This window comes from Janthinobacterium sp. B9-8 (assembly GCF_000969645.2).
In the GTDB taxonomy this organism is placed as follows: domain Bacteria; phylum Pseudomonadota; class Gammaproteobacteria; order Burkholderiales; family Chitinibacteraceae; genus Iodobacter.
This window is the reverse complement of record NZ_CP014222.1, coordinates 3110736-3135515: the sequence shown is the minus strand read 5'-3', so window position 1 is coordinate 3135515 and position 24780 is coordinate 3110736. Positions and strand designations below refer to the sequence as shown.

Annotated in this window: 22 protein-coding genes; 12 read left to right on the top strand and 10 right to left on the bottom strand. The window is 48.3% G+C overall.

The features are described 5' to 3' along the window. The first annotated feature begins 76 nt into the window (after nucleotides 1–76). Together VN23_RS14050 and VN23_RS14045 are read left to right on the top strand one after the other, a co-directional pair. Nucleotides 77–958 (top strand): HpcH/HpaI aldolase/citrate lyase family protein, encoded by an 882-nt coding sequence (locus tag VN23_RS14050; RefSeq protein WP_046352453.1) that lies wholly within the window; start codon nucleotides 77–79, stop codon nucleotides 956–958. 518 nt (nucleotides 959–1476) lie between these two features. Next, on the top strand, nucleotides 1477–2685 hold the full coding sequence (locus VN23_RS14045; RefSeq protein ID WP_046352452.1) for a TerD family protein: 1209 nt from the start codon (nucleotides 1477–1479) through the stop codon (nucleotides 2683–2685). A gap of 194 nt (nucleotides 2686–2879) precedes the next feature. Here VN23_RS14045 and VN23_RS14040 read toward each other — a convergent pair whose 3' ends face one another. The 9 genes from VN23_RS14040 to VN23_RS14000 form a co-directional block, all read right to left on the bottom strand. Further along, entirely contained in the window at nucleotides 2880–4496 is a 1617-nt protein-coding gene (locus VN23_RS14040; protein WP_046352451.1) for a methyl-accepting chemotaxis protein, read from the bottom strand. A gap of 227 nt (nucleotides 4497–4723) precedes the next feature. After that, nucleotides 4724–5731 (bottom strand): DUF475 domain-containing protein, encoded by a 1008-nt coding sequence (locus VN23_RS14035; RefSeq protein WP_046352450.1) that lies wholly within the window; start codon nucleotides 5729–5731, stop codon nucleotides 4724–4726. A gap of 110 nt (nucleotides 5732–5841) precedes the next feature. After that, nucleotides 5842–6183, bottom strand: coding sequence for a DUF779 domain-containing protein (locus VN23_RS14030; protein WP_046352449.1), 342 nt, complete (start codon nucleotides 6181–6183; stop codon nucleotides 5842–5844). A gap of 81 nt (nucleotides 6184–6264) precedes the next feature. Further along, the gene (adh, locus tag VN23_RS14025; RefSeq protein WP_046352448.1) at nucleotides 6265–7785 is read right to left on the bottom strand and encodes an aldehyde dehydrogenase; all 1521 of its coding nucleotides are present in this window, start codon (nucleotides 7783–7785) and stop codon (nucleotides 6265–6267) included. Between the two features lie 344 nt (nucleotides 7786–8129). Next, the gene (locus tag VN23_RS14020; protein ID WP_052746646.1) at nucleotides 8130–8654 is read right to left on the bottom strand and encodes a GNAT family N-acetyltransferase; all 525 of its coding nucleotides are present in this window, start codon (nucleotides 8652–8654) and stop codon (nucleotides 8130–8132) included. 44 nt (nucleotides 8655–8698) lie between these two features. Next, nucleotides 8699–8995, bottom strand: a complete 297-nt coding sequence (locus VN23_RS14015; protein ID WP_046352447.1) for a hypothetical protein — start codon at nucleotides 8993–8995, stop codon at nucleotides 8699–8701. A gap of 71 nt (nucleotides 8996–9066) precedes the next feature. After that, the gene (locus tag VN23_RS14010) at nucleotides 9067–10389 is read right to left on the bottom strand and encodes a deoxyguanosinetriphosphate triphosphohydrolase (protein ID WP_046352446.1); all 1323 of its coding nucleotides are present in this window, start codon (nucleotides 10387–10389) and stop codon (nucleotides 9067–9069) included. A gap of 48 nt (nucleotides 10390–10437) precedes the next feature. Continuing rightward, on the bottom strand, nucleotides 10438–12003 hold the full coding sequence (locus VN23_RS14005; protein ID WP_052746645.1) for a putative bifunctional diguanylate cyclase/phosphodiesterase: 1566 nt from the start codon (nucleotides 12001–12003) through the stop codon (nucleotides 10438–10440). Further along, nucleotides 12000–13340 (bottom strand): HD-GYP domain-containing protein, encoded by a 1341-nt coding sequence (locus VN23_RS14000; RefSeq protein ID WP_046352445.1) that lies wholly within the window; start codon nucleotides 13338–13340, stop codon nucleotides 12000–12002. The genes VN23_RS14005 and VN23_RS14000 overlap by 4 nt, the downstream gene beginning before the upstream one ends. A 790-nt stretch (nucleotides 13341–14130) precedes the next feature. On the opposite strand from VN23_RS14000, the gene VN23_RS13995 reads away from it, so the two are divergent. The 9 genes from VN23_RS13995 (at nucleotide 14131) to VN23_RS13955 (ending at nucleotide 22574) form a co-directional block, all read left to right on the top strand. Continuing rightward, entirely contained in the window at nucleotides 14131–15219 is a 1089-nt protein-coding gene (locus tag VN23_RS13995) for an ABC transporter ATP-binding protein (protein WP_046352444.1), read from the top strand. Between the two features lie 9 nt (nucleotides 15220–15228). Next, the gene (locus VN23_RS13990) at nucleotides 15229–16155 is read left to right on the top strand and encodes an ABC transporter permease (protein WP_046352443.1); all 927 of its coding nucleotides are present in this window, start codon (nucleotides 15229–15231) and stop codon (nucleotides 16153–16155) included. Next, complete coding sequence (locus VN23_RS13985; protein WP_046352442.1) at nucleotides 16152–16925, top strand: ABC transporter permease; 774 nt, start codon at nucleotides 16152–16154, stop codon at nucleotides 16923–16925. Before VN23_RS13990 ends, VN23_RS13985 begins: the two co-directional genes overlap by 4 nt. Before the next feature lie 179 nt (nucleotides 16926–17104). Then, nucleotides 17105–18163: an ABC transporter substrate-binding protein gene (locus VN23_RS13980; protein WP_046352441.1), complete on the top strand. Its 1059-nt coding sequence runs from the start codon at nucleotides 17105–17107 to the stop codon at nucleotides 18161–18163. Between the two features lie 43 nt (nucleotides 18164–18206). Beyond that, entirely contained in the window at nucleotides 18207–19313 is a 1107-nt protein-coding gene (locus VN23_RS13975) for a VanZ family protein (RefSeq protein ID WP_046352440.1), read from the top strand. 122 nt (nucleotides 19314–19435) lie between these two features. Next, nucleotides 19436–19615 carry a hypothetical protein gene (locus VN23_RS13970; protein ID WP_046352439.1) on the top strand — a complete coding sequence of 60 codons (180 nt, stop codon included), beginning with the start codon at nucleotides 19436–19438 and terminating at the stop codon, nucleotides 19613–19615. Continuing rightward, nucleotides 19615–20568: a choline ABC transporter substrate-binding protein gene (locus VN23_RS13965; RefSeq protein WP_082752923.1), complete on the top strand. Its 954-nt coding sequence runs from the start codon at nucleotides 19615–19617 to the stop codon at nucleotides 20566–20568. The genes VN23_RS13970 and VN23_RS13965 overlap by 1 nt, the downstream gene beginning before the upstream one ends. A 66-nt stretch (nucleotides 20569–20634) precedes the next feature. Then, complete coding sequence (locus VN23_RS13960; RefSeq protein ID WP_197432924.1) at nucleotides 20635–21468, top strand: ABC transporter permease; 834 nt, start codon at nucleotides 20635–20637, stop codon at nucleotides 21466–21468. Beyond that, complete coding sequence (locus tag VN23_RS13955; protein ID WP_046352437.1) at nucleotides 21465–22574, top strand: quaternary amine ABC transporter ATP-binding protein; 1110 nt, start codon at nucleotides 21465–21467, stop codon at nucleotides 22572–22574. The genes VN23_RS13960 and VN23_RS13955 overlap by 4 nt, the downstream gene beginning before the upstream one ends. Here VN23_RS13955 and VN23_RS13950 read toward each other — a convergent pair. After that, on the bottom strand, nucleotides 22571–23305 hold the full coding sequence (locus VN23_RS13950; protein ID WP_046352436.1) for a YoaK family protein: 735 nt from the start codon (nucleotides 23303–23305) through the stop codon (nucleotides 22571–22573). The two genes, VN23_RS13955 and VN23_RS13950, sit on opposite strands and share 4 nt — an antisense overlap. Before the next feature lie 243 nt (nucleotides 23306–23548). On the opposite strand from VN23_RS13950, the gene VN23_RS13945 reads away from it, so the two are divergent. Then, nucleotides 23549–24331 carry a MetQ/NlpA family ABC transporter substrate-binding protein gene (locus VN23_RS13945; RefSeq protein WP_046352435.1) on the top strand — a complete coding sequence of 261 codons (783 nt, stop codon included), beginning with the start codon at nucleotides 23549–23551 and terminating at the stop codon, nucleotides 24329–24331. The last annotated feature ends 449 nt before the right edge of the window (nucleotides 24332–24780 follow it).

Here is a 24780-nt window from a genome sequence, read left to right as displayed (position 1 = left end):
ATATTGGGAACTTCTTTGTACGCACCCGTAATACATAAAAATTTGCAGGCAATCTCTCTGATGAGGAGTGCAATAGATGGCTAAGGTCCTGGGAGCTTCACTTTATGTGCCTGCCACACATAAAGATTTGCAGCAGATTGCTGATGGTGAGTTGCTGGGCGATTTGCGCTCGGTGATTTTTTGTACCGAAGATGCGGTGGCTGAAAGCGAGCTAAGTTATGCCTTATTTAGCTTGTCGCTGGTCTTGCAGCAGATGGTTGAGCGGCCAACAACCGAGCGTTTTGTACGGGTGAGAAACCCCGAGGTGATGAAACGCGTGCTGGCTATGCCGGGTGTAGAAAAGCTGACTGGTTTTGTATTGCCCAAAATCACTCATCATAATTTTGATGCTTATTTTAGGCAGGTGCGCAAAACGCATTTTATGCTGATGCCTACGCTGGAAACGGTGGAAGTATTTGATGATGCAGAAATGAAGCAGCTGCGGCTTTGCCTGGAGCGGCCCGGTGTGCGGGATCATATTTTGGCGCTGCGTATTGGCGGCAATGATCTCTTAGCCCTGCTGGGTATTCGCCGTCCACGGCATGTCAGTATTTATAGAACCCCCTTGGGCGCGGTGATTTCAAAGCTGGTGACGATTTTCCGTCCTTATGGCTTTGTGCTGACCGCTCCGGTGTTCGAGCATTTGGATAATCCAACGCTCTTGGCTCAGGAAGTGGAAGAAGACTTGGCGCACGGTATGGTCGGAAAAACGGCGATTCATCCTAGCCAAGTGGCACTGATTGAGCAGCACTATCGGGTGCAGCATCGGGATGTGGATGTAGCGTTAAAAATTATCGACGAAGCCAGCCCAGCGGTTTTTAGGATGCACGACTCCATGTGCGAAGTCGCCACTCACCGCGCATGGGCGCATGGCGTATTGGAGCAGGCAAGGGTGTTTGGGATTCATTCGATGGTGTAGGGGGGCTGTGCCTTGGGCATTTGTAGGGCGGGTGAAACCCGCGTATTTGCTTTTTTAATGTAGAAATACGCGAGTTTTAGCCCTTAGGTGCTGAACAAAGTCAAAAAGGCTTTTATTAGTACCTTCGGCACGTTGATTTTGGTGCGGGAGTCCCTCGCGCGGGACTCCCTTTCTTGAACGGCCAAGAAAGGGAGCAAAGCCGCAACCTCAAAAGCACGAAGGCCCCTCACTGCGGATAATCGGCTCGGCGTAGAGGCTGCTCGGGAGCAAGCTCGCTACCCCTTTTCCGAAACCCCGCTCCGCTTATTCCTCGTGTCGCGGCTTCAGGGGGGATTTAAGCCCCATGCTACGAGCCGTGATGAAAACCCAGATTATCAGGTTTGAGAATGTTGATAACTTAAAGAATAGGGCTTTATTTATTTCATAGTTTTCTCCGTGAAACTCTGTGTTCTCCGTGTTTCAAGATTTGGGTTTCACTACTTCACATCACTTATTAAATTAATGAAAGATCGAGAATCATGACAAATTTTGCACGTGGACAGAAGGCTAAGCTGGCTGATCTGGGCTGCTCAGGGGCGTTTCCTGTGGTGCTGAATATGGCGGCTATGGAAGTGGATATTGCTTGCTTTGGCCTGGACGCTAATGAGCAGCTGTCTGATGATCGCTATATGGTGTTTTTTAACCAGAAATCGTGCCCAAATAACGCCGTGGTGCTGGAGTTGGGCGCGGGCAGTGCAAGTTTTATGACCGATCTGGCCCGTTTACCGGACACCATTCATAAGCTGGTTTTTGCGGTTTCGGTGAGTGGTGATGGTGTGATGCGCCAATTAGGAGCCAGCTCGATGCGCTTGGGCGATGCGGTATTTGCATTCTCGGGCGCTGATTTTCAGGATGAAAAAGCGGTGATTGTCGGTGAGCTATATCGGCGGGATGGTTTATGGCGCTTTGGCGCAGTAGGGCAGGGTTTTAATGGTGGTTTATCGGCCTTGCTTAAGCATTTTGGTGGGACTGAGGCCGAAGCATCTGCCGCACCCACACCCACACCCGCACCCGCACCCGCAGCAAAACCTATTTCATTATCAAAGATTACGCTGGAAAAACGCGGTGATAAGGTTTCCTTAGAGAAAAACGCCAGCGGTGGCTTTGGCCGTATTCGCGTGAATTTAAATTGGAACCAATCGGCACAGCTGGCTGAACCTGCGAAAAGCGGTTTTTTTAATAAGCTGATTAATAAACCAGCAGCGAGCAATCAGATTGATCTTGATTTAGCCTGCATGTTTCAAATGGCCGATGGCACGCCCGGTGGTGTGCAAGCGCTGGGTAATAGCTGGGGCAGTTTTACCCAGCCGCCTTTTATTCATCTAGAAGGCGATGATCGCTCAGGCAGTAATGCGGGCGGGGAAAATATCTTTATCAATGGCGATCAGTTCCAGCATATTAAACGGCTTGTGATTTTTACTTTTATTTATGAAGGTGCTGCTAACTGGGCAGCAACTGACGGCGTAGTGACCATCGAAGTGCCAGGTAGAGCACCAGTAGAAGTGCGTCTGGATAATGGCAGCGATGCCTCTATGTGTGCGATTGCTATGATTGAAAATATCGGCGGCAATCTGCAAGTGACCAAGCTGGTGGAATACTTTGCCCAAACCAATGGCAAAAGTGCGCATGAGCAGCTGAATGATAAATTTGGATTTGGTTTACGGTTTCAGAGGGGGTCTAAGGATTAGGGTATTTTGGGATCACTTTTTGATTGAGCGATCTGATGCTGCCGCACAATCATTGAATTATCTTAGGGCGGGTGTAACCCGCGTATTTTCAGCATTACTCGCGGGTTTCACCCGCCCTCTGTGTGATGAGCCAACACCCCTTCAAATAACAACAGCCGCGAATCATTCGCGGCTGTTGTTATTTATAAATGCCCTCAACAACTAAATCGCACCGCTGCCTGCCTGAGTGTTTGTGCCAGCTCAGCATTGTGGTCTACCGCGATATTGATTTCTTTTGAGGCAGAGAAAGAGCGCTCGGTCATCACGGCAATCAATTGTACATTCACGGCAATTTCCTGGCCTGCGGTGTTTTGCTCGGCTAAGGCATCAGTGATTTTGGCCATGGCATCTTTGGTTTCTCCCGCGCTTTTCTTAATAAGCCCCAGCATTTCGCTACTACGATTTGCATGTTCTAAAGCCAGCTCGGTCTGGCTTAGGCTGTTGCGCATATTGGTGGCTGCATCGTGGGTGGTGCTGGTGATTGTGCCCAGCGTTTCCTGGATTTCCCGGGTGGCTTGGGTCGTGCGCTCGGCCAATTTGCGGACTTCATCGGCCACTACGGCAAAGCCGCGGCCTTGCTCGCCTGCACGGGCGGCTTCAATGGCTGCATTTAGAGCCAGCAGATTGGTTTGCTCGGCAATATCCTGAATCACACGGGCAACTCGGCCAATGCTGGCGCTGTGTTCTTCCAGATTATTGACCGTATCGGTAACGATATGGGCGCTATCAGAGACGATTTGCATTTCTTTGGTTAGCTCTTCTAAGGCTTGAGCACCTTGCTCCGCATGATGGCCAGACGTTGTGGCCACTTCAAAGGCGTAGCTTGAATAGTCTTTAAGATGAGCCATACCGGTGGATAATTCTTCTACCGCTGCAGCCATTCTGGCGGCGGCATCGCTTTGCTCTCCGGCTGATTCGTGGACTTCCTGGCTGCTGCTGCGCGTTTGCGCGGCATCGGTGGCGAGCTGGGTGGATGAGTTTTGAATGTTTTCTACCAAGGCGGCAAGCTGGGTACGCATTGATTCCATTGCGCCTGCCAAGCTATCCCGCATATTACTGGGCACATGCACGGGCGAGGCCAAATCGCCTTCAGAGATACGTGTGGCTGCAGAGCGCATATCGCTGGGCTCGCCGCCCAGATCGTTGAGTAGTGAGCGCATAATCCAGAAGGTAAGAATAACGCCCGATAGGGTGGCAATGACGACAAATAAAGCGCCGCCCCAGATGGCCTGATTATGGCTATGTCTGAATAAATCTAGATTTTCTTTGGCCACGCTAAGCTGCAGTTTGATCAGCTTGTCTACCGCGTCGGTAATCGGATCGACACGCTGATACAAGGTGGTGGCTGCATATTCATTGATGGCTGCAAAGTTGCTGCTTTCTAATGATTTTTCGAGTAGATCGAAGCTGGCGGTGGCGGGGATCATGCTTTTATCGGCGATTTGCACCAGCTTATCTTCTTCAGTCGTGAGCTGTGTGGCCTTATAGGTTTGCCACTCTTGCTTGATGGTTTTTCTAGCAGTCCTGACGTTTTTTAAGCCTTCAATGGGAGAAATACTGCCATTGGTAACCTTGTGAACGGTATCGACAATATTGATCGCATACATATCGGATACGCTTTTGAGCTGCACAAGCGGCATCACCCGATCTGCGATAGTTGTCTGGAAGTTTTGTGAACCATTTTCCAAGCAAGAAAGGCTAAGCATGGTAAGCATTAAAGTAATACCAATAAGGCTACCTGATAGTAGCATTAGCTTATTCTTAACTTTCATGATTTTCTCTGAATGAGTCAGGGTGGTCATTAAAATGTACGACTTTTTATCTTTTTTTAAAACAACTAGCACGAGTAAGCTGATGAGCGGAAGTGGTTTTATTTTGGTTTTTTGAAAGTTTTTATTTGTTTTTAGTAAGAAATTTTTAGATGCAGGCTGCAGATTCAGTATTTAAGAAATAAAAAAAGGCGATAGAAATATCGCCTTTTTTTGGGGTGAAACTTTAATTAGTTATTTTTTTTGTAATGCAGCGATGCCAGTAAAGAAATACCAATTAAGCCTGCACCAATTAAGCCGGTGATGACTTCAGGAATCTCATGGAATGTGCCGATAAACATAATAAAGGCAAGCGCACCAATTGCATAAAATGCGCCATGTTCCAGGTATCTGAATTGATCAAGCGTTTCTTTCTCAACAAACATAATGGTGAGCGAGCGAACAAACATCGCGCCAATACCCAAGCCAATTGCAATAATGAAAATATTATTGGATAGCGCAAATGCACCAATTACACCATCAAAGCTAAAGCTGGCATCCAGTACTTCTAAATACATAAATGCAGAGAAGCCTGTTCTGACTACAGTTGCCTGGCCGTGGTTTTCTTCGCCACCTAATAAAGCACCAAAACCATCAACAATAATGTAAGTCACAATTCCGGCAATGGATGACAGAATAAAACTAAGTTGGCCATGATCGCCCAGTTGAGTAGAAATTAAATAAACAATCACTAAGCAAAGGCCAATTTCAATTCCACCCATTTTTCCCATTTTAGCCAAAGGCGATTCAACAATATGCAGCCAGTGAACCTCTTTATCCTGGTCAAAAAAGAACTTCAAAAATACCATCATCAAAAATGCGCCACCAAAGCCTGCAACCACAATATGGGATGAGGTTAATGCTGCGGCGTATTGTTCTGGCTGGCTAACAGCCATCATTAAAGCAGCCCAAGGAGTAAGGTGTGCAATCACGGCCACAATCAGTACCGGGAAAATAACCCGCATACCAAATACGGCAATGAGCATACCCCAAGTCATAAAACGTTTGCGCCAAACAGCATCCATGTCTTTAAGTACGGTTGCATTGACCACTGCATTATCAAAAGAAAGTGACACTTCTAATACAGACAAAATGGCGGCAATAAACATGGCTTTAGGGCCGCCTAACCAGTAGGCGGCGGCCAAACCAAGGATAGTGACGATGAAAGAGCTTCTAAAAAAGCGCAGATTGGTGAGCATTGATAATCTCGGTGAGTAATATTGATGATTGATCACGCGATTCTAGCAATTGCTTTATGCTTTGGGGTATTTATAATCTTTCAAAATAAAGATTATTTTGTAAGTAAGTTTTATTTTGATTCAATTGGGCAAAGTTTAGAGCGTGTTAAAAAACGTAATCCTTCTGGGCCTTCTAAAGAAAACATTCCGCCGCGGCCTGCTACTACATCAATAATGAGCTGAGTATGTTGCCAATAAGCAAATTGGGCCGCGCCCATATAAAACGGCATGCCGCCTATTTCACCCAGTAGTACGTCATTATTCCCAATGAGGAGTTCACCTGCCTGAAAGCACATGGGCGAGCTGCCATCGCAACAGCCGCCTGATTGATGAAACATTAGTGGGCCATATTTGGTTTCCAACGTTTTAATTAAGGCAAGCGCAGCTGCGGTGGCGGTGACTCGATTATTCATGGATGCTGCCCTCTCCCCAAGCCCACCCTCAGATAAGGAAGGGCTTGGTTCTGTTGGCGTAGTTCTTACCCACGCACTGCTTTAGAAAAACCCTAGCGCATCGGGGCTGTAGCTCACCAGCAGGTTTTTGGTTTGCTGGTAGTGACCGAGCATCATTTTGTGGTTTTCACGGCCAATCCCAGATTGTTTGTAGCCGCCAAAAGCGGCGTGGGCGGGGTAGGCGTGGTAGCAGTTGGTCCAGACCCGGCCCGCTTGAATTTCGCGGCCCATGCGATAAGCTGCGTGGGTGTCGCGGGTCCACAGGCCAGCACCTAGGCCATAGAGCGAATCGTTAGCGATTTCTAAAGCTTCGTTTTCGTCTTTAAAGGTGGTCACAGAAACCACGGGGCCGAAGATTTCTTCCTGGAAAATCCGCATCTTATTATGGCCTTGGAATACCGTCGGCTGGATGTAATAGCCACCTGCCAATTCACCCGCGAGCGTTGCGCGAGCGCCGCCTGCCAATACTTTTGCGCCTTCTTGCTTGCCGATATCTAAGTAAGCGCTGATTTTTTCCATTTGCTCCATAGAGGATTGCGCGCCAAGCATGGTGGTGGCATCCAGCGGATTGCCTTGTTTAATGGCTGCAACGCGGCTGAGGGCACGGTCCATAAAGGCGTCATAAATGGATTCATGAATCAATGCACGGCTAGGGCAGGTGCAGACTTCGCCTTGGTTGAGCGCAAACATCACAAAGCCTTCGATGGCCTTATTAAAGAATGCATCGTCGTGCTTCATCACATCGGGCATAAAGATATTCGGCGATTTGCCACCCAGCTCCAGCGTCACCGGAATCAGGTTTTGCGCCGCGTATTGCATAATCAGACGGCCAGTGGTGGTCTCACCAGTAAAGGCGATTTTGGCGATACGTTTATTGGATGCCAGTGGCTTGCCTGCTTCAAGGCCAAAGCCGTTCACGATATTGAGCACGCCTTTGGGCAGCAAATCGCCGATCACTTCCATCAGCACTAAAATGCTCAGTGGCGTTTGCTCGGCAGGCTTGAGTACCACGCAATTACCCGCAGCCAGCGCCGGAGCCAGCTTCCATGTGGCCATCAGCAGCGGAAAATTCCAAGGGATAATCTGCCCAACCACGCCTAGCGGCTCATGAAAATGATAGGCCACAGTATCGTTATCGATCTGGCCGATGCTGCCTTCCTGCGCCCGAATCGCCCCGGCAAAGTAGCGGAAGTGATCGATGGCTAAGGGTAAATCAGCAGCGCGGGTTTCACGAATTGGCTTGCCGTTATCCCAAGTTTCTACCGTGGCCAGCATGTCTAGGTTGGCTTCGATACGATCGGCAATTTTATTCAGAATATTGGCGCGTTCGGTGGTCGATGTTTTGCCCCATGCGTTTTTGGCGGCATGGGCGGCGTCGAGCGCCATTTCGATATCGGCGGCATCAGAGCGCGGGATTTCGCAAATCACCTTGCCAGTGACTGGGCTGATATTTTCAAAGTATTGCCCAGCCAGCGGAGCATGCCATTCGCCATTGATATAGTTGGCGTAGCGCATTTTTAATTGCAGTGGAAAACCATACTGGCCTGGAATCAATGCACTCATGCTTATCTCCTGATGCTGTAGTAGATGGTGTGCTCTGCAAGTGGTTTGAAATAGATTGAAAACAATATGAAATAATAGTGAAAGCATGTGTTGGTGTATGTAATATTTTAAATAAATATGCAAAAAAGGCATAAATTATTTTTTTTAAAGTAAATTGAGTAATTTTATTGTGAGTTATAGTGCTAGAGCAGGGCTGCAGGCGCTTATTTGGGGGAATAAGTGTTGGCTGTATGTATGAAGACAAATACAGAGAGGCCATGCCGGTTATGGCCTGAAAACCAAGTGCTTGGCTGCATATGCCTATGTGTCAGATGGCGGCGCTGCTTAGTGAAACCCGATTGCTTTTAGCGGGCTCTTGTTAATACGGTATCACTATTAAAACACTGCACAATGCCTTCCCATTTACCGCCCGTTAAAGTGTGCTCGTCAAAGCCAGTGGCAAACTCGGCAATAAGCCGCCGCCAAAACAATTGTGCCTTATGGTTATCCGGCATTTGGCCTACTTCCCAGCGCCCCTTTAAAGTATTGAATACCTGTATCGCCAGTGATTTTCCTTGGCCTGTGCGGCGGTATTTTTTCAGGATAAAAAACTGATCCATCCAGTAGCCGTGGTTGCCTACTTTCACCTTATTATCTACAAGGGCAAAGCCCGCATAATGGTCGTTTACCAAGGCCACAAAGGCGGTGCATCCGGGCTGCTTCCAGTATCGATCGAGTGCATAGCCGTATTCACCCTCTGTGTTTAGATCCTGATCCCAGATATCGGATAAATCATATTGGTAAAGTTCAAGCATCCGCTGTAGTGGCAGGTGATCGCTCGCTTGGGCAATACGGATTTGTAATGGTTTTGGATTGATTGCGCTGCTCATTATGCGGTTGTGTTGTTTGTGTGATGAATAATTGGGACCGCTACTTATTCGGATTTAAATACCCGTACTTCTGCATCACTTGGCACAGGAGCGCCAGGGGCAGGCGTGATATAGCTTGTGGGCGCGGGCGCTACGGCCGGCGGTGGTGGCGTGGGCGAGCTGCTTAAAGCATCGACTGCAGCGCCACCTACGGCGGTCACTCCAGATACACCTGCTTTACCCACATCCCAGGCCACGCCTACTGCGGTGCTGGTTACGCTGACTGCGGCAGCACCCACGGCAACAACGGCGCAGCCGCTCAGGCTGATGGTTAAGGCCATTACAAAGATGAAGGTTTTCATGGTTTTATTTCTCTAATTGCCGGGCTGAGTAGCTGGCGTTTTGTGGCTGATCAATCGGGTGTGTGGTGTTTTCATCGCCCCATTCCCCCGACTTGTTGTGCTAAATAGGTAGCGTAGTTATCGGTCATGCCACCGATAAAGTCGAGCACGCGGCTATAGCTCTCATAAAGAGGCCATTCTTTTTTTGGGGCATTGTATTCCATTAAATCGAGAATCCGCTTCATTCTGAAGCTCATCTGCGGTGATACTTTTTGCTGGTAGGCCGCATTGCAAAAGGCGTTGAGCAGGATGTCCAGACAGGTAAACGAGCCTACTTCGATTTCTATTTTGCGTCTTTCATTAAAAATACGATCACGGGCGAGTTGTTTGGCGGCGTTAATACCATCCCGCATGCCGCTGGGCGTGGCATTAAGTAGATCACCCTGAAATTTGCCTTCCATAATAGCGGTGTAATGCTGCATAAAGGTTTCGCTGGCGTCCAGCACGCAGCGCTCTATGGCTTTACCCCGTAGCAGCGATATTTTGCGTCTGGCAGAAGGGGCGGCAGCAATTTCCAGCTCGAGCAGATCTTGCTTGCCACCGCAAATTTTAATCAAAAGCGGCTCTACCTGCTCGTAAGCCAGCATGCCGATTTCTATGCCGTCTTCCAAATCTAAAATGGCGTAGCAAATATCGTCGGCGGCTTCCATTAGGTAGGATAAGGGATGGCGGGCCCAGCGGTTGTTGCCCAGCTGAGGCAGCCCCAGCTCGGTGGCGATTTCTTCTAAGATATTTTGTTCTGACTGGTAGCAGCTGAATTTGCCGCCGGGCGTGGCATCGCTGGAAGTCCATGGGTATTTAAGGGTCGTGCCCAGCGTGGCATAGGTCAGGCGCATTCCCCCTTCAAAACGGTGGTTTTCTAGCTGGGTAACCACTCTGAAGCCTTGAGCATTGCCCTCGAAGGTCATTAAATCCAGACGCTCATTGGCGCTAAGGTTTTGTAGCAGATAGGCGTGCTGATCGCGGCAAAACCAATCACGAATTGCGTATTCACCAGCATGGCCAAATGGCGGGTTGCCAATATCGTGGGCAAGGCAGGCGGCTTGCACGATGGCACCAAGATCATAAGGGGTAATGTGCTGGGGCAGGGTGTATTGCAATCTTTGCCCAACTAAAATTCCCAAGCTGCGCCCTACACAGCTGACCTCAATTGAGTGGGTGAGCCGAGTATGCACATGATCGTTTTCGGTGAGCGGGTGAACTTGGGTTTTGCGGCCTAGGCGGCGAAATGGCGAGGAAAAAACAATCCGGTCGTGGTCTTTATGAAAATCGCTGCGCCCTGATTCGTGAGGGAATAAATCATTACGTACCGCGCCGAGTCGCTCAGCGCTGAGCAGCTGTTGCCAGTTCATCATCCATTGATCTCGTAGAAATACTGCTTTAAATGGGGCGGTTGCAAACGCTTATTGTTGCGCTTTAAAAGGCTGTAATGCCCGATAAAATTGCAGCAAATCGTTGGGTGCAAGCGGGTGGCTGAAATAATAGCCCTGGATTAAATTGCAGCCGTAAGCCATAAGTGCTTCAAGTGTTGCATGGTCTTCAACGCCTTCTGCCAACACGCTAAGGCTAAGTGTTTGAGCCAGTTTGATGACGCTTTCAACAATATGCGCATCGGTATCGGATTGAGTAATGGTGCGGATAAAACTTTGGTCAATTTTTAGCTCATCAATGGGCAGGCGCTTTAAATAGGAGAGTGATGCGTAACCCGTGCCAAAGTCATCCATAGCCAGTTTACAGCCCAAAGCTTTCAGTGCATATAAGCTGCTAATGGTGGCTTCAAGCTCGTCGATGGCTGCTGACTCGGTAATCTCAAAAATAACCCGTTCACCGGGGATATTCCAAAGAATTAGCGCGTTTTCTACTTCCTGAGCCAAACGAGAATCCAGGATATTGGAGGGCGTGAGGTTAATACTCAGGCTGCCAGTCAGCCCTGCCTTGCTTAGCTGGGAAAACTCCCGCAGCGCCGCATGGATCACCCAGCGGGTAAGCTGTGGCATCAGGCCTAGCTGCTCTGCAACCCGTACGGCTTCATCGGGGCGAATATCGCCAAGCTCTGTATCGTGCCAGCGCAGCAAAGCTTCTGCTCCCTTATAAATGGGCTGCGCTGAAGTGGGCTGAACTTGAGGCTGAAAAGCGAGGTAGAAGCGATTCTGGGCTAGCGCTTCACGTAGTGGTTTTTCTAGTTTAGCGAGTAAGCGGCCCTGAATATCACGCTCTGCCTGATAAATGGCGGGTTCTTCATTACTGCATTGCCTGGCGGCGGTTTGCGCGGCAAGCATTAATGGTTTGTAATGCTTGCCATGCTCCGGCCATAAGGCAATACCGATACGCGGGCTGATCGCACTTTCTGTAAAGGAATCTGTCAGCAGCGTTTGTGCGCGGCTCGCAGCCAGAAGCGCATGTCCTTCACCGGCCAGATTGGGCAAAATAAGCAGCAAGCCGCTGTCTAAGGGGTAGAGCTTATCTTGCGGACGCAGCATTTCATGCAGCTGCTGGGTGGCGGTATGGCGTAAAGATTCGATATGGCCAAATTCAATATAGAGCAGGGCAATATTACGCTCGGCTTGAGTATGCGATTTAGCGTTTTCTAAGCCTTGAGCAGGGGAGTTGACCTGCTGAGGCCTCAGGTTTTGAATGTGTTGCCGGGTTTTTTCCAGCTCAGCAAAGCATAATCGGTTGACCAGTGCTTCAGCTTTGGTGGGCAAGTGTTGCAAAATCAGCGTTCGCCAGCTTAAAAGCAATAAGGTGGATAAGTTTAAGCCGTGGGGTGTGAGTTGTGGCCATGGGCTGGATGATTCCCCCTGCATCAGCCCCAGAAAGTAATCGCTATAGAGGGCATCGTCGTTCGATTTTTCATGGCAATGGTTTTGTAGCAATACGTCGAGCGTCTGGTTCAGAATATCGATCTGGTTTAGTTTATAGCTTGCGAATACAGCGAGGTCATGCTTGGTGGCAGGCGAGTTTTTCATCCTTGAAAATACTCTTGCGGATTAATATTAAAACTACCTTGCGGCCATTCTTTGCGGATGGTGATTTCTTGTCCGGCGTTCATTGCCGGATTAATCATTAAATCCAGCAGGCTGGGGCGAGCGTGTGGCAGCTTATCCGGGCCTAAGATCAGCAAAATTTTAGGTTTTAGTCTTCTGCTACGATTTTGCCCCGCCACAATGCCAATATCGCCGGTACTGAGCTCGACCAAGGCACCCACAGGAAAAACACCTATGCACTGTGCAAACTGCTCAACCAGCGCGTGGTGAAAATATTTATCACTCCACTTATATAAAAGTTGCAAGGCCACATGTGAGGTTTTGGTTTCGGCGTGATTGCGGTCGCTGGTCAGGGCGGTAAAGCAATCAACAATGCCTGCCATACATGAAAACAGCCCGATACTTTCGCCTTTTAAGCCCAGGGGGTAGCCGCTGCCATCAATGCGCTCGTGATGGCGGGCCACCATATCGTAAACATCAAGCGGCACTTCTTTAATTTGATTCAGAATATCCAAGCTATGCCAGACGTGGGTTTTCATCATTAAAAACTCACCGGGCGAATAGGAGCCATTATGCTGCAACAGATTTTCCGGTAATTTCATTTTACCAATATCAAGCATTAATCCGGCAAAGCCAAGTTTATGTAAATCTTCTTGCGGATAACCAAGGTGCCTGCCAAATGCCAGCATATAAATAGCGGTATCAAGCGCATGACCGTAGGCGTAATGATCGGCTGCTTTTAATTGGGCCAGCCAAAGTAAGGCGCTGGGGTTGCGGATAATGGAGTCGACCATATTGCTCACAACATCATTAATCGCTTCAACACGCGGCTGTAAATCTTTGCTAATCGCCTCCATTGCGGCTTTGATGACATCGCTGGCCAGCCGATGTACAGCCTCGGCTTGGGGGATTTCCCGTTTAATCGGCGTGCTATCCGCATAAATAATAATTTGCGGCTCGATATAGGGCGTGTCTGTTTTGCTGCCGTTTTTACTTTGTGACCAAAGTGCAAACCGCTGCCGTAATTCTTTAAGCAGGGTGATTTGTTCTTTGATTTCTACGGTCTGATACTGAACATGGGGGGTAAATGTCTGCGTATTTAGCTTTTGCTCACTCAGAAAGCCCCACCGGGCTACGCCTCCTGTTGAACGATCAATATCAATGGTTACAAACTGGCAGTATTCTTGAAGAAGAGCGAGTTGTTCGGACGTTTCTAACAGAAAGCCTTCAATTAGAAAGGGCGTGTCCAGCCACGGGCGATCTAGTTCGCTGATAAATAAACCAGCTTGTAAAGCTGAGACGGGAAGTCGTGTTTCCAATTGTTTAGGTCTTATTTTACTAAGGGTTTAGGGCTGTCTGACTTATCCATTCGCTTGAATGCGCAAGCTAGGGTTACTTTATAAGCCAATTAAAGATGCTCGGCATTTGTCTGCGATGCGTGAGATGTACATCGTGTAAGCAAATACTTACTCTTGTTTGAGATGCAGCCACCGAGATGATTGTAAGTGATTTATAGCAGAATGGAGCAGATGAATCGATATTAGGCTATTTTTCTACTCAAGATCAGCTGCATCTAATATGTATACGCTTATTTTATCTGCTGCTGTTAATGCGGCTAGCTAAGCCCGATCCCTTGCTTATTATTCATTTTTTAAAAGCAGGATAATAATGTTTTAATTTAAGTGTTTATTATTACTACATGCATCATTTACTTCGGGATAGATAGCATGCTTATACGATGTAAACTGTAAGTGAGTTTATTTAACTACATTTTTTGTTGTGCCTACCGCATCAGACATCTTAATGGTACTTTTAAAAGTACATGTGGTTTACTTATTTGAGATCACTAAAGGGTAAAGCATAAGGCTGATAATGTGCAATACATGGGCATAATGATCGTATTTACTTATGTAATTTCGGTGAATGTTTTTCCCCAATATTGCCAAGGCATCATTGGGCAATGTTTTTATGGGCTAAGTGCTTGCTTTTAAATCAGACTGCATAATATTGCTAATAGATTTTAAGTTTAAGCGTTAGCTTTGCCGTTAGAAAAACACCCCCTAAGGTAAGTTTTTGTTAAAATGGCGACCGTTTTTTTGTGAGAAGACTATGGCCCTGCTGGAGATCCGTGACGTCGTAAAAACTTTCGGCGATTTCACTGCCGTTAATCATGTGAGCTTGTCGGTGGAAGCCGGTGAATTCTTTACTCTGCTCGGCCCTTCGGGCTGTGGCAAAACCACGCTTTTACGCATGCTGGCCGGTTTTGAGCAGCCCGATTCCGGCGCTATTTTGCTCGATGGCAAAGATATGTCCACCGTGCCGCCAGAAAAGCGCCCAGTGCATACCGTTTTTCAGAGCTATGCACTGTTTCCACATATGAGCGTGGCCGATAATATTGCCTTTCCTTTGAAAATGGCGAAGGCCTCAGCGGCGGATATTAAAGCGCGTGTGGCAGAAATATTGGAAGACGTGCGCTTGCAGGAATTCGCCCATCGTTTTCCGCATGAGTTATCCGGCGGCCAGCGTCAGCGTGTAGCCATTGCCCGATCCTTGGTCAATCGCCCGCGCCTTTTGCTGCTGGATGAGCCTTTATCGGCGCTGGATGCCAAATTGCGCGAGCAAATGCAAATGGAGCTGATCACTCTGCAAAAAGAAGTGGGCGTGACCTTTGTGTATGTCACGCACGATCAGGGCGAAGCCTTGGCCTTATCGCACCGGATTGCGGTGATGAATAAGGGCCAGGTAGAGCAGCTTGATGCGCCTGAAACCATCTATAGCTATCCCAAAAGCCGCTTTGTAGCCGATTTTATCGGCCAGTGCAATCTGCTGGATGCCACGATCACTTCGATTGCAAAGGACCGTATGCAGGTAGAAATTGCTGGCGTAGGTGTTGCAGAAACGCTGATCGTGGCTGGGGCCGTGGTCGGCCAGAAAGGCACGCTGAGCTTGCGCCCGGAGAAAATCAAGCTGGCTGCCCAGCTGGATGAAGGCGATGCGGATGAAGTGCACTTTAAAGGCACGGTTGAAAATTGCCTGTATCTTGGGGATGTCACGATTTATATCGTGAAGCTGGATAACGGCCTGCTGGTTGAGGCGATGTTGCCTAATTCTGCTGCGGGGCGCGCTAAATTCTTTGATGACAACGATGCAGTAGAGCTGGCGTGGCGTTATGACGCTGGTCACTTCCTGCTGTCTTAAGGGGGCGAGATGTCCAAAGTAAAATCGCCTAGCTTGGCGAAGTGGCTGATTTCTGGCCCGCCACTTTTGTATTTATTGATCTTTTTTGCCGTACCTACGCTGATCATGATTTTCTCAGCGTTTCGTTTTCCGGGCGAATACGGTGGCCTGATGCCGCTCTTGGAAACCAACGCAGAAACGGGCGCGCGTGAAGTCTTAATCAATTGGCAAAACTGGCAGGATTTCTTAACGCTGGAAAACTTCAGTCGTTTTTTTGAAGACGGGGTTTATGTTGAATTATTTATTAAGTCGTTTTGGTATGCGGGCCTGACCACGCTGATTTGCATTGCGCTGGCCTATCCTCTGGCATGGCTGATTGCGCGTAGCCCGAAGAAATACCGCGATTTGCTCGTTTTGCTGGTGATTTTGCCATTTTGGAGTAATTTTTTGATTCGCGTGTATGCGTGGATGATTATTCTGGGGCCTCAGGGCTATTTTGCCATGACGGTGAATAGCTTTTTAGCGTGGTTTGGCATCGGCCCTCAGCAGTTTCTATTTACCCATTTTGCGGTGATTGTGGTGCTGGTGTATGTGCATTTGCCGTTTATGGTTTTGCCGCTCTATGCCAATTTAGAAAAACACGATATGGCGCTATTGGATGCAGCACAAGACCTGGGTGCATCAGCTTGGCAACGTTTCTGGCGCATCACCTGGCCGCTCTCATTACCCGGCGTTTGGGCTGGGGCTGCTTTGGTGTTTATCCCTGCACTAGGTATGTTTGCCGTGCCTGATCTAGTGGGCGGCACCGATGGCATTATGGTGGGCAATTTAATTAAACAGCAATTCTTGGATAGCCGCGATTGGCCATTTGGCGCCACACTATCGATTATGCTGACTGCCAGCGTTTTATTTCTGGCAGCATTGGCCACACTGATTAGCAGCAAAGGAAAGTCATGACTAAGCAGAATAAATGGTTGTGGGCTGCTGCTTTGCTGACCTACGCTTTTCTATATTTGCCGCTCGTGATTGTGGTGGTGTATTCCTTTAATGATTCGCGCCTTAATGCCGAGTGGGTCGGTTTTACTTTTAAGTGGTATCGGATTTTATTTAATGATGAACAAATGCTGCTGGCAGCAAGAAATTCATTATTAATTGGTGTCATTACCAGCGTTTTTGCCACGATTTTTGGCACTCTGGCAGGAATGGCAATGTATAAATACAAGCTGCGCCTTTTGCCTGTTTTAGTGCTTACGCCGATTGCGATTCCAGAAATCCTGATGGGTGTATCGTTGCTGATGTTCTTTGTGATGTTGAATATGACGCTGGGTTTGGTTTCTGTGGCGCTGGCGCATATCGCATTTTGTATTGGTTTTGTAGCGATTGTGGTGCGCTCGCGTTTACAAGGTATGGATGAATCTTTGGTAGAGGCCGCGCGTGATTTGGGTGCAACGCCATTGCAAGCGTTTCGTTTAATCACCATGCCTTTAATTATGCCGGGGATTATTGCCGGTGCTTTAATGGCGTTCACTTTGTCGATTGATGATTTTGTGATCACCTTCTTTACGGCAGGAGCGGGCGCTTCTACCTTACCATTGCAAATTTACTCCATGATCAGAATTGCCGTCACTCCAGAAGTGAATGCGATTTCTACCCTACTGATGTTGCTGACTCTGGCCCTGATTTTGATTGCGGGCAAATTAGCGCCAGGGGCTTTAAGAGCGAAGTAATTACGCTTTGGCATACCTTGTTTTTATGCCTGAGTAATAAGGTTGAATTGCTGCTTGTTGCTTGCCAGAAAATAATTATGGATGGCATGCAACAGCAGCGGCTCTGCCTGAAATGCATCACAAAAAATAAGGCATAATCTGCCTGCTATTTTATTCAACTGCTCTGGAGTGTTTGAGACATGAAGAAATTATTACTCACGCTTTTACTGGCCGCCAATATGGCGAATGCTGAAGAAGTGCTCCACGTTTATAACTGGAACAATTATATTGCGCCAGAAACGGTCAAACGCTTTGAAGCAGATTGCAAATGCCGTGTGGTACAAGATTATTACGGCGCAATGGAAGAAATGCTGGCCAAGCTGAGCGCCGGAGCCAAGGGTTACGATGTGGTTGTGCCTACGGGCTTTGCGATGCCGCCTTTGATTAAGCAAGGCATGGTGCAGCCGCTCGATAAAGCCAAGCTGCCTAATGCTAAAAATGTGAATCCGGCATTTTTAAATAGTCAGTTCGATCAGGGTAATAAATTCTCACTGCCTTATTCATTCACTACCACTTTGCTGGGTTTTAATCAGACCAAGCTAAAAGAGCTGGGAATTGAGCCAAACTCTTGGGCAGTCATTTTTGATCCGGCTATTCTTGCCAAAATCAAAGGCAAGGTGACCGTACTAGATGATGCCAATGAATTATTTGCGGCGTCCTTGATGTATAACGGCTTTTCTGCAAATTCGACCAAGCCGGAAGAATGGAAAAAAGCGCAACAAACCATTATTAAAGCCAAGCCATTCTGGGCTGCGTTTAATTCACAAAGCTATATCAAGGAATTAACGCTGGGTAATATCTGGGTAGCGCACGGTTATTCCAGCGATATGTTCCAGGCGGCCACCGATGCTAAAACAGCCAAGCGTGCCTTTACCGTTAGCTACGGTCTGCAAAAAGAAGGTAACACCTTATCTGTGGATAATATGATGGTGCTTAAATCAGCCCCTCGCCCTGACCTCGCGCATAAGTTTGTTAACTTTATGCTGGAAGGAAAAAACTCCAGCGAGCTGACCAATATGGTGGGAACAGGCAATCCAAACAGCGCGGCTGCGCCATTTGTGAATGCTGAAATGAAGAAAAACACGGCGGTGTTTCCTGATACCGTTGCGCTTAAAAAGTTAGAGCAGCTTAAGCCGCTGGATACCAAACAACGCCGCGATTTAAGTCGTTTGTGGACACAAGTTAAAACCTCTAAATAAGGGGTATAGAGGGGCCCCTCTGTAATGGGGCTCCTTTCCTTGAATGAAACAATCCCTCACCATCAGCTATCTTGCCCGGCGAATCACGCCGACCCGAGTGCCTCGCTATATTGCGTTTTGCTCGCTGTTGGTGATTCTGGTGGTCAGCCTTTATCCCTTTAGTGGCTGGCGTTTTACAGGGGAGCCTATTTGGGCGTTTTATGCCTATCCTCTGCCTTACTATTTCACTTTTTTTGATAATACCGTCAATGTGCTGGCCTATTTGCCTCTGGGCTTTAGCTTGGCGATTTCTTTGCGGCATCTGCGCTACGGCAGTGTTTCCGCAGCCTTGATTGGGCTTGGCTTATCGGCCACGGTAGAGTTTATCCAGCAGTTTTTACCCGGCCGTGTGGCGTCTAATTTAGATATTTTAAGCAATGCCTTTGGCGCTGTTTTGGGCGTTTTACTGGCGCAAATTTTGGGTAATCGTTATTGGCAGAATCGTTGGCTGGCGGCGCGCCATGCATGGTGTGCGCCTGGACCGGCGGTAGAGTGGGGAGTCACCTGGCTGGTGCTGTGGTTTATGACCCAGCTTGATCCTTCGCAGCCTTTTTTGGGCGTGGTGGTTGAGTCCCCTGGTCTGCCCCAGCCTTTTGAATCGCCGATGCAAAATGCCAAGCTTTTTTTAAGACTACTGGAAGGCGGCGGTATGATGCTGCACTTCTTGGGGGTGGCCTTATTTGTTTCGGTTTTGGTGCGTCACACCTGGCAAAGCCTCAAGGCGATTCGTTTTACTCTGCTCACCGCTCTGCTGCTTAAGCTGGGTTTTGCGGGTTTATTGCTCAAACCTGCGCAGTTCTTTGCCTGGATTAATATCAATATTGTGGTGGGTGGCTTACTGGGCACGCTGGCTTTAGCACTGCTCTGGCGTTTAAATCGCCGCTTCAGGGCTTTAGTGGGGGCGCTGGCGTTGATTGCTACCTTGGTAATTGGTTGGTTCTGGCCGCTGACTCCGCAGCTATCGGCCACCTTACCGCTGTTTCGTTGGCATTACGGACATTTGCTGCACTTTAATGGCCTGTCTGCCGTGATTAGTGATTTATGGCCCTATGGCGCGATTGCGCTACTGCTTTGGCTGGCCGCTCGTGCCCCACGTGAGGAATCCTGGTAAGGCTTCCTTATTTACGCCGTTTTTATAGTGTCTTTATATGCGGGCGTGTTTTATTTACCGCATTTTTATAAGCAGATCTCTAGCATTCATACCTAGATTTTCCTTTAGGAAGGATGAGTGCGATGAGTCTGCTCTACGGTTCGATGGTCTCTACACGTCGTGAAGACGTTCCCCAAGCGGCGCCAGTGCGCTTTATGCTGGTTTCGCGTTTTAGCGCTGGCTCGGCTGGGTCTGTACCTGAGCTCAGGCCGCTATTGCAAAAATTATATGGCCGTATCATGGCCGGCTTGCGCCAATTATGATGCAGCGCTTACTTTTATCATCTTTCCTCTGTGCCAGTTTTGCCAGCTACGCCGTAGAGCCTGCTGCATGTAAAACCGTGCGTTTTTCTGATGTGGGCTGGACCGATGTAACCGCCACCACCGCGCTAACCAGCGAGCTGCTCACTGCGTTGGGTTATCAGCCCGAAGTAACAATGCTTTCGGTGCCTGTTACCTTTCGCGCGATGCAGACTCAGGATATCGACGTTTTTCTGGGCAATTGGATGCCCACCATGAAAAACGATATCGATCCCTATCTGAAAAACGGCAGTGTAGAAGTGGTTCGTACCAATTTAACGGGTGCTAAATACACTTTGGCCGTGCCTGAGTACGTATATCAGGCGGGCGTGCATCGTTTTGATGATCTGGCCAAATTTGCTGATCGCTTTGGCAAACGGATTTATGGCATTGAAGCGGGCAATGATGGCAATCGCCTGATTGCCAGCATGATTAAAGACCAAGCTTTTGGTTTGCAGGATTTCAAATTGGTGGAATCCAGCGAAGCAGGCATGCTCACCCAAGTCAAACGGGCGGCTTTAAAACAGCAGTGGGTGGTTTTTCTGGGCTGGGAGCCGCACCCCATGAACCGCAATTTAAAGCTACGTTATCTGGAAGGCGGTGATGCTTATTTTGGCCCTAATCTGGGCGGCGCTACGGTGCATACCACCACCCGTGCGGCCTACGCTAAGCAATGCGGTAATGTGGGGCGTTTGCTTAAAAATCTGGCATTTAGCACTGAAATAGAAAACAAGCTGATGGGGCAAATTCTGGACCAGAAGCAAAGCGCTAAAGTGGCTGCCCGCCAGTGGTTAAGCCAGAATCCAACACTCTGGGGCGTTTGGTTAAATGGAGTAAGCAGCTATGGCGGCCAGCCAGCCGTGCCTGTGCTGAAAGCCTGGTTGAACCAATCTGCTGTGGTATCGGATGCACGCTAATGACTGAATTTGCAAGCGGGCTTAAAGCTGCAACAGACCTTAGCAAGGCCGCTGATGGGGGGCATCGTGGATAAATTGCCGATTGGGCAGTGGGTAGCGACTGGCGTGGCCCGCCTGACCGAACCTGCCGCAGGTGGCGTGGCGTTTTTTAGCGATGGTTTAGAGCAGGTCGTGCAGCTCATCACGCGTGTTTTAGTTGATTGCCCGCCATTGCTCTTACTTTTTGTAGCGACCTTACTGATTTATCGTTTGCGACGAAGTTGGGGATTGGCGCTGTTTTCTGCGCTGGCGCTGATTCTGATTGATAATCTGGCTTATCGCGAAGCCACTTTGCAAACATTGGTGCAAGTGGCACTGGCCTCTGCAATCTGTATGTTAATCGGAGTGCCTTTAGGCATCGCGGCGGCGCACCGGCCCTGGGTGTATCGGGTGTTGCATCCCTTGCTGGATTTAATGCAGACCATTCCGACGTTTGTGTATCTGATTCCTACCTTAATGTTGTTTGGTCTGGGCATTGTGCCTGCCATGATCTCCACCATTATCTTTGCCCTGCCTGCCCCTGTGCGGCTGACTTATCTGGGCCTGCGAGATATTCCTCTCCCTCTTTTAGAAGCCGCGAAGGCCTTTGGCTACTCGCCTTTCGCTCGGCTATGGCGGGTGGAATTACCGGCAGCCATGCCTAGCATTGCCGCTGGTTTAACCCAGTGCATTATGTTGTCGCTCTCTATGGTGGTGATTGCGGCCTTGGTGGGGGCCGAAGGATTAGGCCAGCCTATTGTTCGGGCTTTAAATACCGCGGATATGGCCTTAGGTTTTGAGGCGGGTTTAGCGATCGTTTTATTGGCGATCATGCTCGATCGTCTGTGTCAGTCCAATTCTTTATCAAGAGAGAAACGATGAGTGCCATTTGTTTTGACCATGTGGATGAAGTATTCGGCGAGCAGCCTGAAACTGCATTTTCTTTGATGGATCAATCACGTTCGCGCGATGAGATTTTTGATCAAACGGGCCAGCTGGTGGCCGTGCGGGATGCCTGTCTACGGGTAGAAGAGGGTGAGATCTGTGTATTGATGGGCTTATCCGGCTCGGGCAAATCGAGCTTGCTGCGCGCGATTAATGGTTTAAATCCAATCAGCCGTGGTCAGCTTACGGTGCGCTGCGCTGGGGCTGAAGTCGATATGGCGCATTGCTCGGCAAAGCAGTTGCAGGAGGTGAGAACCCGTGGCATTGCCATGGTGTTTCAAAACTTTGCGTTGATGCCCTGGCTTAATGTTGAAGAAAACGTCGCCTTTGGCTTGCATGCTTTGCAACTGAGTGCCAAAGAAAACAAACGCCGTGTGGATGCGGTGCTAGAGCAGGTAGCGCTGGGGCGCAGGCGGCATGCTCTGCCTGCCGAGCTATCGGGTGGTATGCAGCAAAGGGTGGGGCTGGCACGCGCCTTGGTGGTAGATAGCGACATTTTATTGATGGATGAGCCTTTTTCGGCGCTTGATCCGCTGATCCGTAATCAGCTGCAAGATGAATTGCTTAGCCTGCAAAAAATGCTACGTAAAACCATTGTTTTTGTGAGCCATGATATGGATGAGGCTTTAAAGCTGGGCTCGCACATTGCCATCTTACGTGATGGGCAGATTGTGCAAAATGGCACACCGCAAGACATTATGTTTAAGCCTGCCGATGATTATGTCCGCCAGTTTGTACAGCATAGTAATCCGCTGAATGTGCTGTCTGCCGCCAGCCTGATGCGTCCCGGCCATTTTCCTAGCTTGGAGGGAATGGCAGCTAAAGAGCTGGCCCGGCCTGCCTTGCAATACTGGCACGCATCCGAGCCTTTGGCTTTACTACGGGCAAAGCCTACGGTAGTTGATGCAGATATCCGGCTGCGTGAGGCATTTGCGGTGTATGCCCAAACGGGCTGCGAGCTAATCCTGGCGCAGAATGGCAAGATGATCGGGCGTTTATCGGGGGCGGAAATGTCGCGAGCGATTTTGGGGCAAGCCGTTTAAAAGTGGTCGATTAAAGGTCCGATAGAAAGTAGCGCCAGGATAAGCGCTAAGATAATTGTTGAGCTAAATCCTAAATGGCTAAAGCCGTAGGCCCCTAGCACCGCACCGCAAAAAAACGCCATTACTAGGCTGCTTTGCACCTTGAGGTGCTTACGATCACAAAGCACTTTGATGTGATCAGGCGTATCGGGATTGCGGTTCCAATAAAATAATCGCCCAAGCTCAATACTGATATCGGTGATTAAGCCGGTAAGGTGGGTGGTGCGGATTACTGCCTTAGAAATCTTGGTGATGATGGCGTTTTGCAGGCCCATAATAAAACACAGTAGCAGCATGGTGAGCGATATCAGCTTGCTTGAGTGAGAATCAAGCTGTCCACCGAGTAGGCCAAAGCACAGCAATAGCAGCGCTTCCAGCATTAATGGCTCGGCATATAAGCTACGGCTGCCCCGGCGGCGCGCCCAGTTAATGAGCAAGGTTGACGTGATTGCCCCCGCCATAAACATCAATATGCTCGCCATTGCGGCAAGAATCAGCGTTGAGTTTCCCAGCACCCAGTTATCAGCTAGCCCCGATAAAATTCCCGTCATATGCGAGGTGTACTGGCCCACGGCTAAAAATCCACCAGCATTGGTCGCACCCGCCACAAAACATAAGGCTATTCCAAGGTGGAAATTATTGCGCTTGTTGCGCTCCGGGGCGGTGAGTTCACGTAAGTAGCGTAAGGGCATAGCGGTCTGTGGGTGCTTGCTGAGCTTTGATTATACTCGCCTTCATGCCCTTGCCATTTTGCCAACATTACCTTTGCTGATCAGTAGAGCCGCCGTATTGGTGGTCTTAAATAATGTTCATGGTATGGTTTATAGCTTGTTTTGTTATATGTAAGTTATTTAATATTTCTTCTTGGTGTGAATAATGCTTGTTAGACTTCAGACAGATCAAGACACAGCCTCATATCTCCCTAAGGAATTAAAATGAAAAAAACTCTGGTTCTTAGCGCTCTGGCGGCTTTATTGGCAACGGGCTTTGCACAAGCAGCAGAAAAACTCACGATTGCTGCAACTGCTGTACCTCATGCAGAAATTTTAGAATTAGTAAAACCTCAGTTAGCTAAAGAAGGCGTTGATTTACAAATCAAAGTATTTACTGATTATGTGCAGCCTAATTTGCAGGTTGATCAAAAAAATATTGATGCCAATTACTTCCAAACTAAGCCATATCTGGATAACTTTAATAAAGGCAAGGGCACTAATCTGGTGATTGTTGCTGGCGTACACGTAGAGCCATTTGGCGCTTATTCGCGCAAATATAAGTCATTAAAAGATTTACCAAACGGCGCAACCGTTGCTATCCCTAATGAAGGCAGCAATAGCGGCCGTGCTTTATTACTGCTGCAAAAATCTGGTTTATTAAAACTGAAAGACCCAACAAATGCTTTATCTACACCTAAAGACGTGGTGGATAATCCAAAGAAACTGAAATTCCGTGAATTAGATGCAGCCATGTTGGCCCGTGTTTTAGATCAGGTTGATTTAGCGCTGATCAATACTAATTACGCATTGGAAGCAAAGCTTAATCCGGTTAAAGATTCATTAGCGCTGGAAGATCGCAGCTCGCCCTATGTGAATTACCTCGTCGCCCGCCCGGATAATAAAGACAGTGCAGCCATTAAAAAATTGGCCGCAGCTTTAACTAGCCAGCAAGTTAAAACCTTTATCGAAGGCAAATACGCAGGCGCGGTGGTTCCAGCGTTTTAATTGCTTGCTGTATGGGGCGCTATAGGTATGTACTTGTAGGTTGGGTTAGCTGATTTATTCACTCCAAATAGGCGAATAAATCAGCTAACCACAGGTTTTCATTCTCAATTTTCTTTTCTCCGTGAAACTCTGTGTGTCCTCCGTGTTTCAAGACTTGGGTATTAGGATCTTTAAGTAAATCTTTATTGCTCATGGTGGGGTGGACCAGTGCTTTACCTAGGTTTTACCTGCATCAATAATCAGTAAATAACCAGTTTCGGCCAGCTTGATGGCGGCAATTTTCTTTTTTAAATCGGCCATGCCCAGCGAGAAGTTTATTTAGGTTAATTCTGTAAAAAATTACTTAATTTTTTGATTTTTGAATGGATAGTCTGTAATTTAATTCGTAAAAATTACAATAATCGTTATCATTCAAAAAAGTGCACTGCAATAAAGATGAGGCGGAGTTC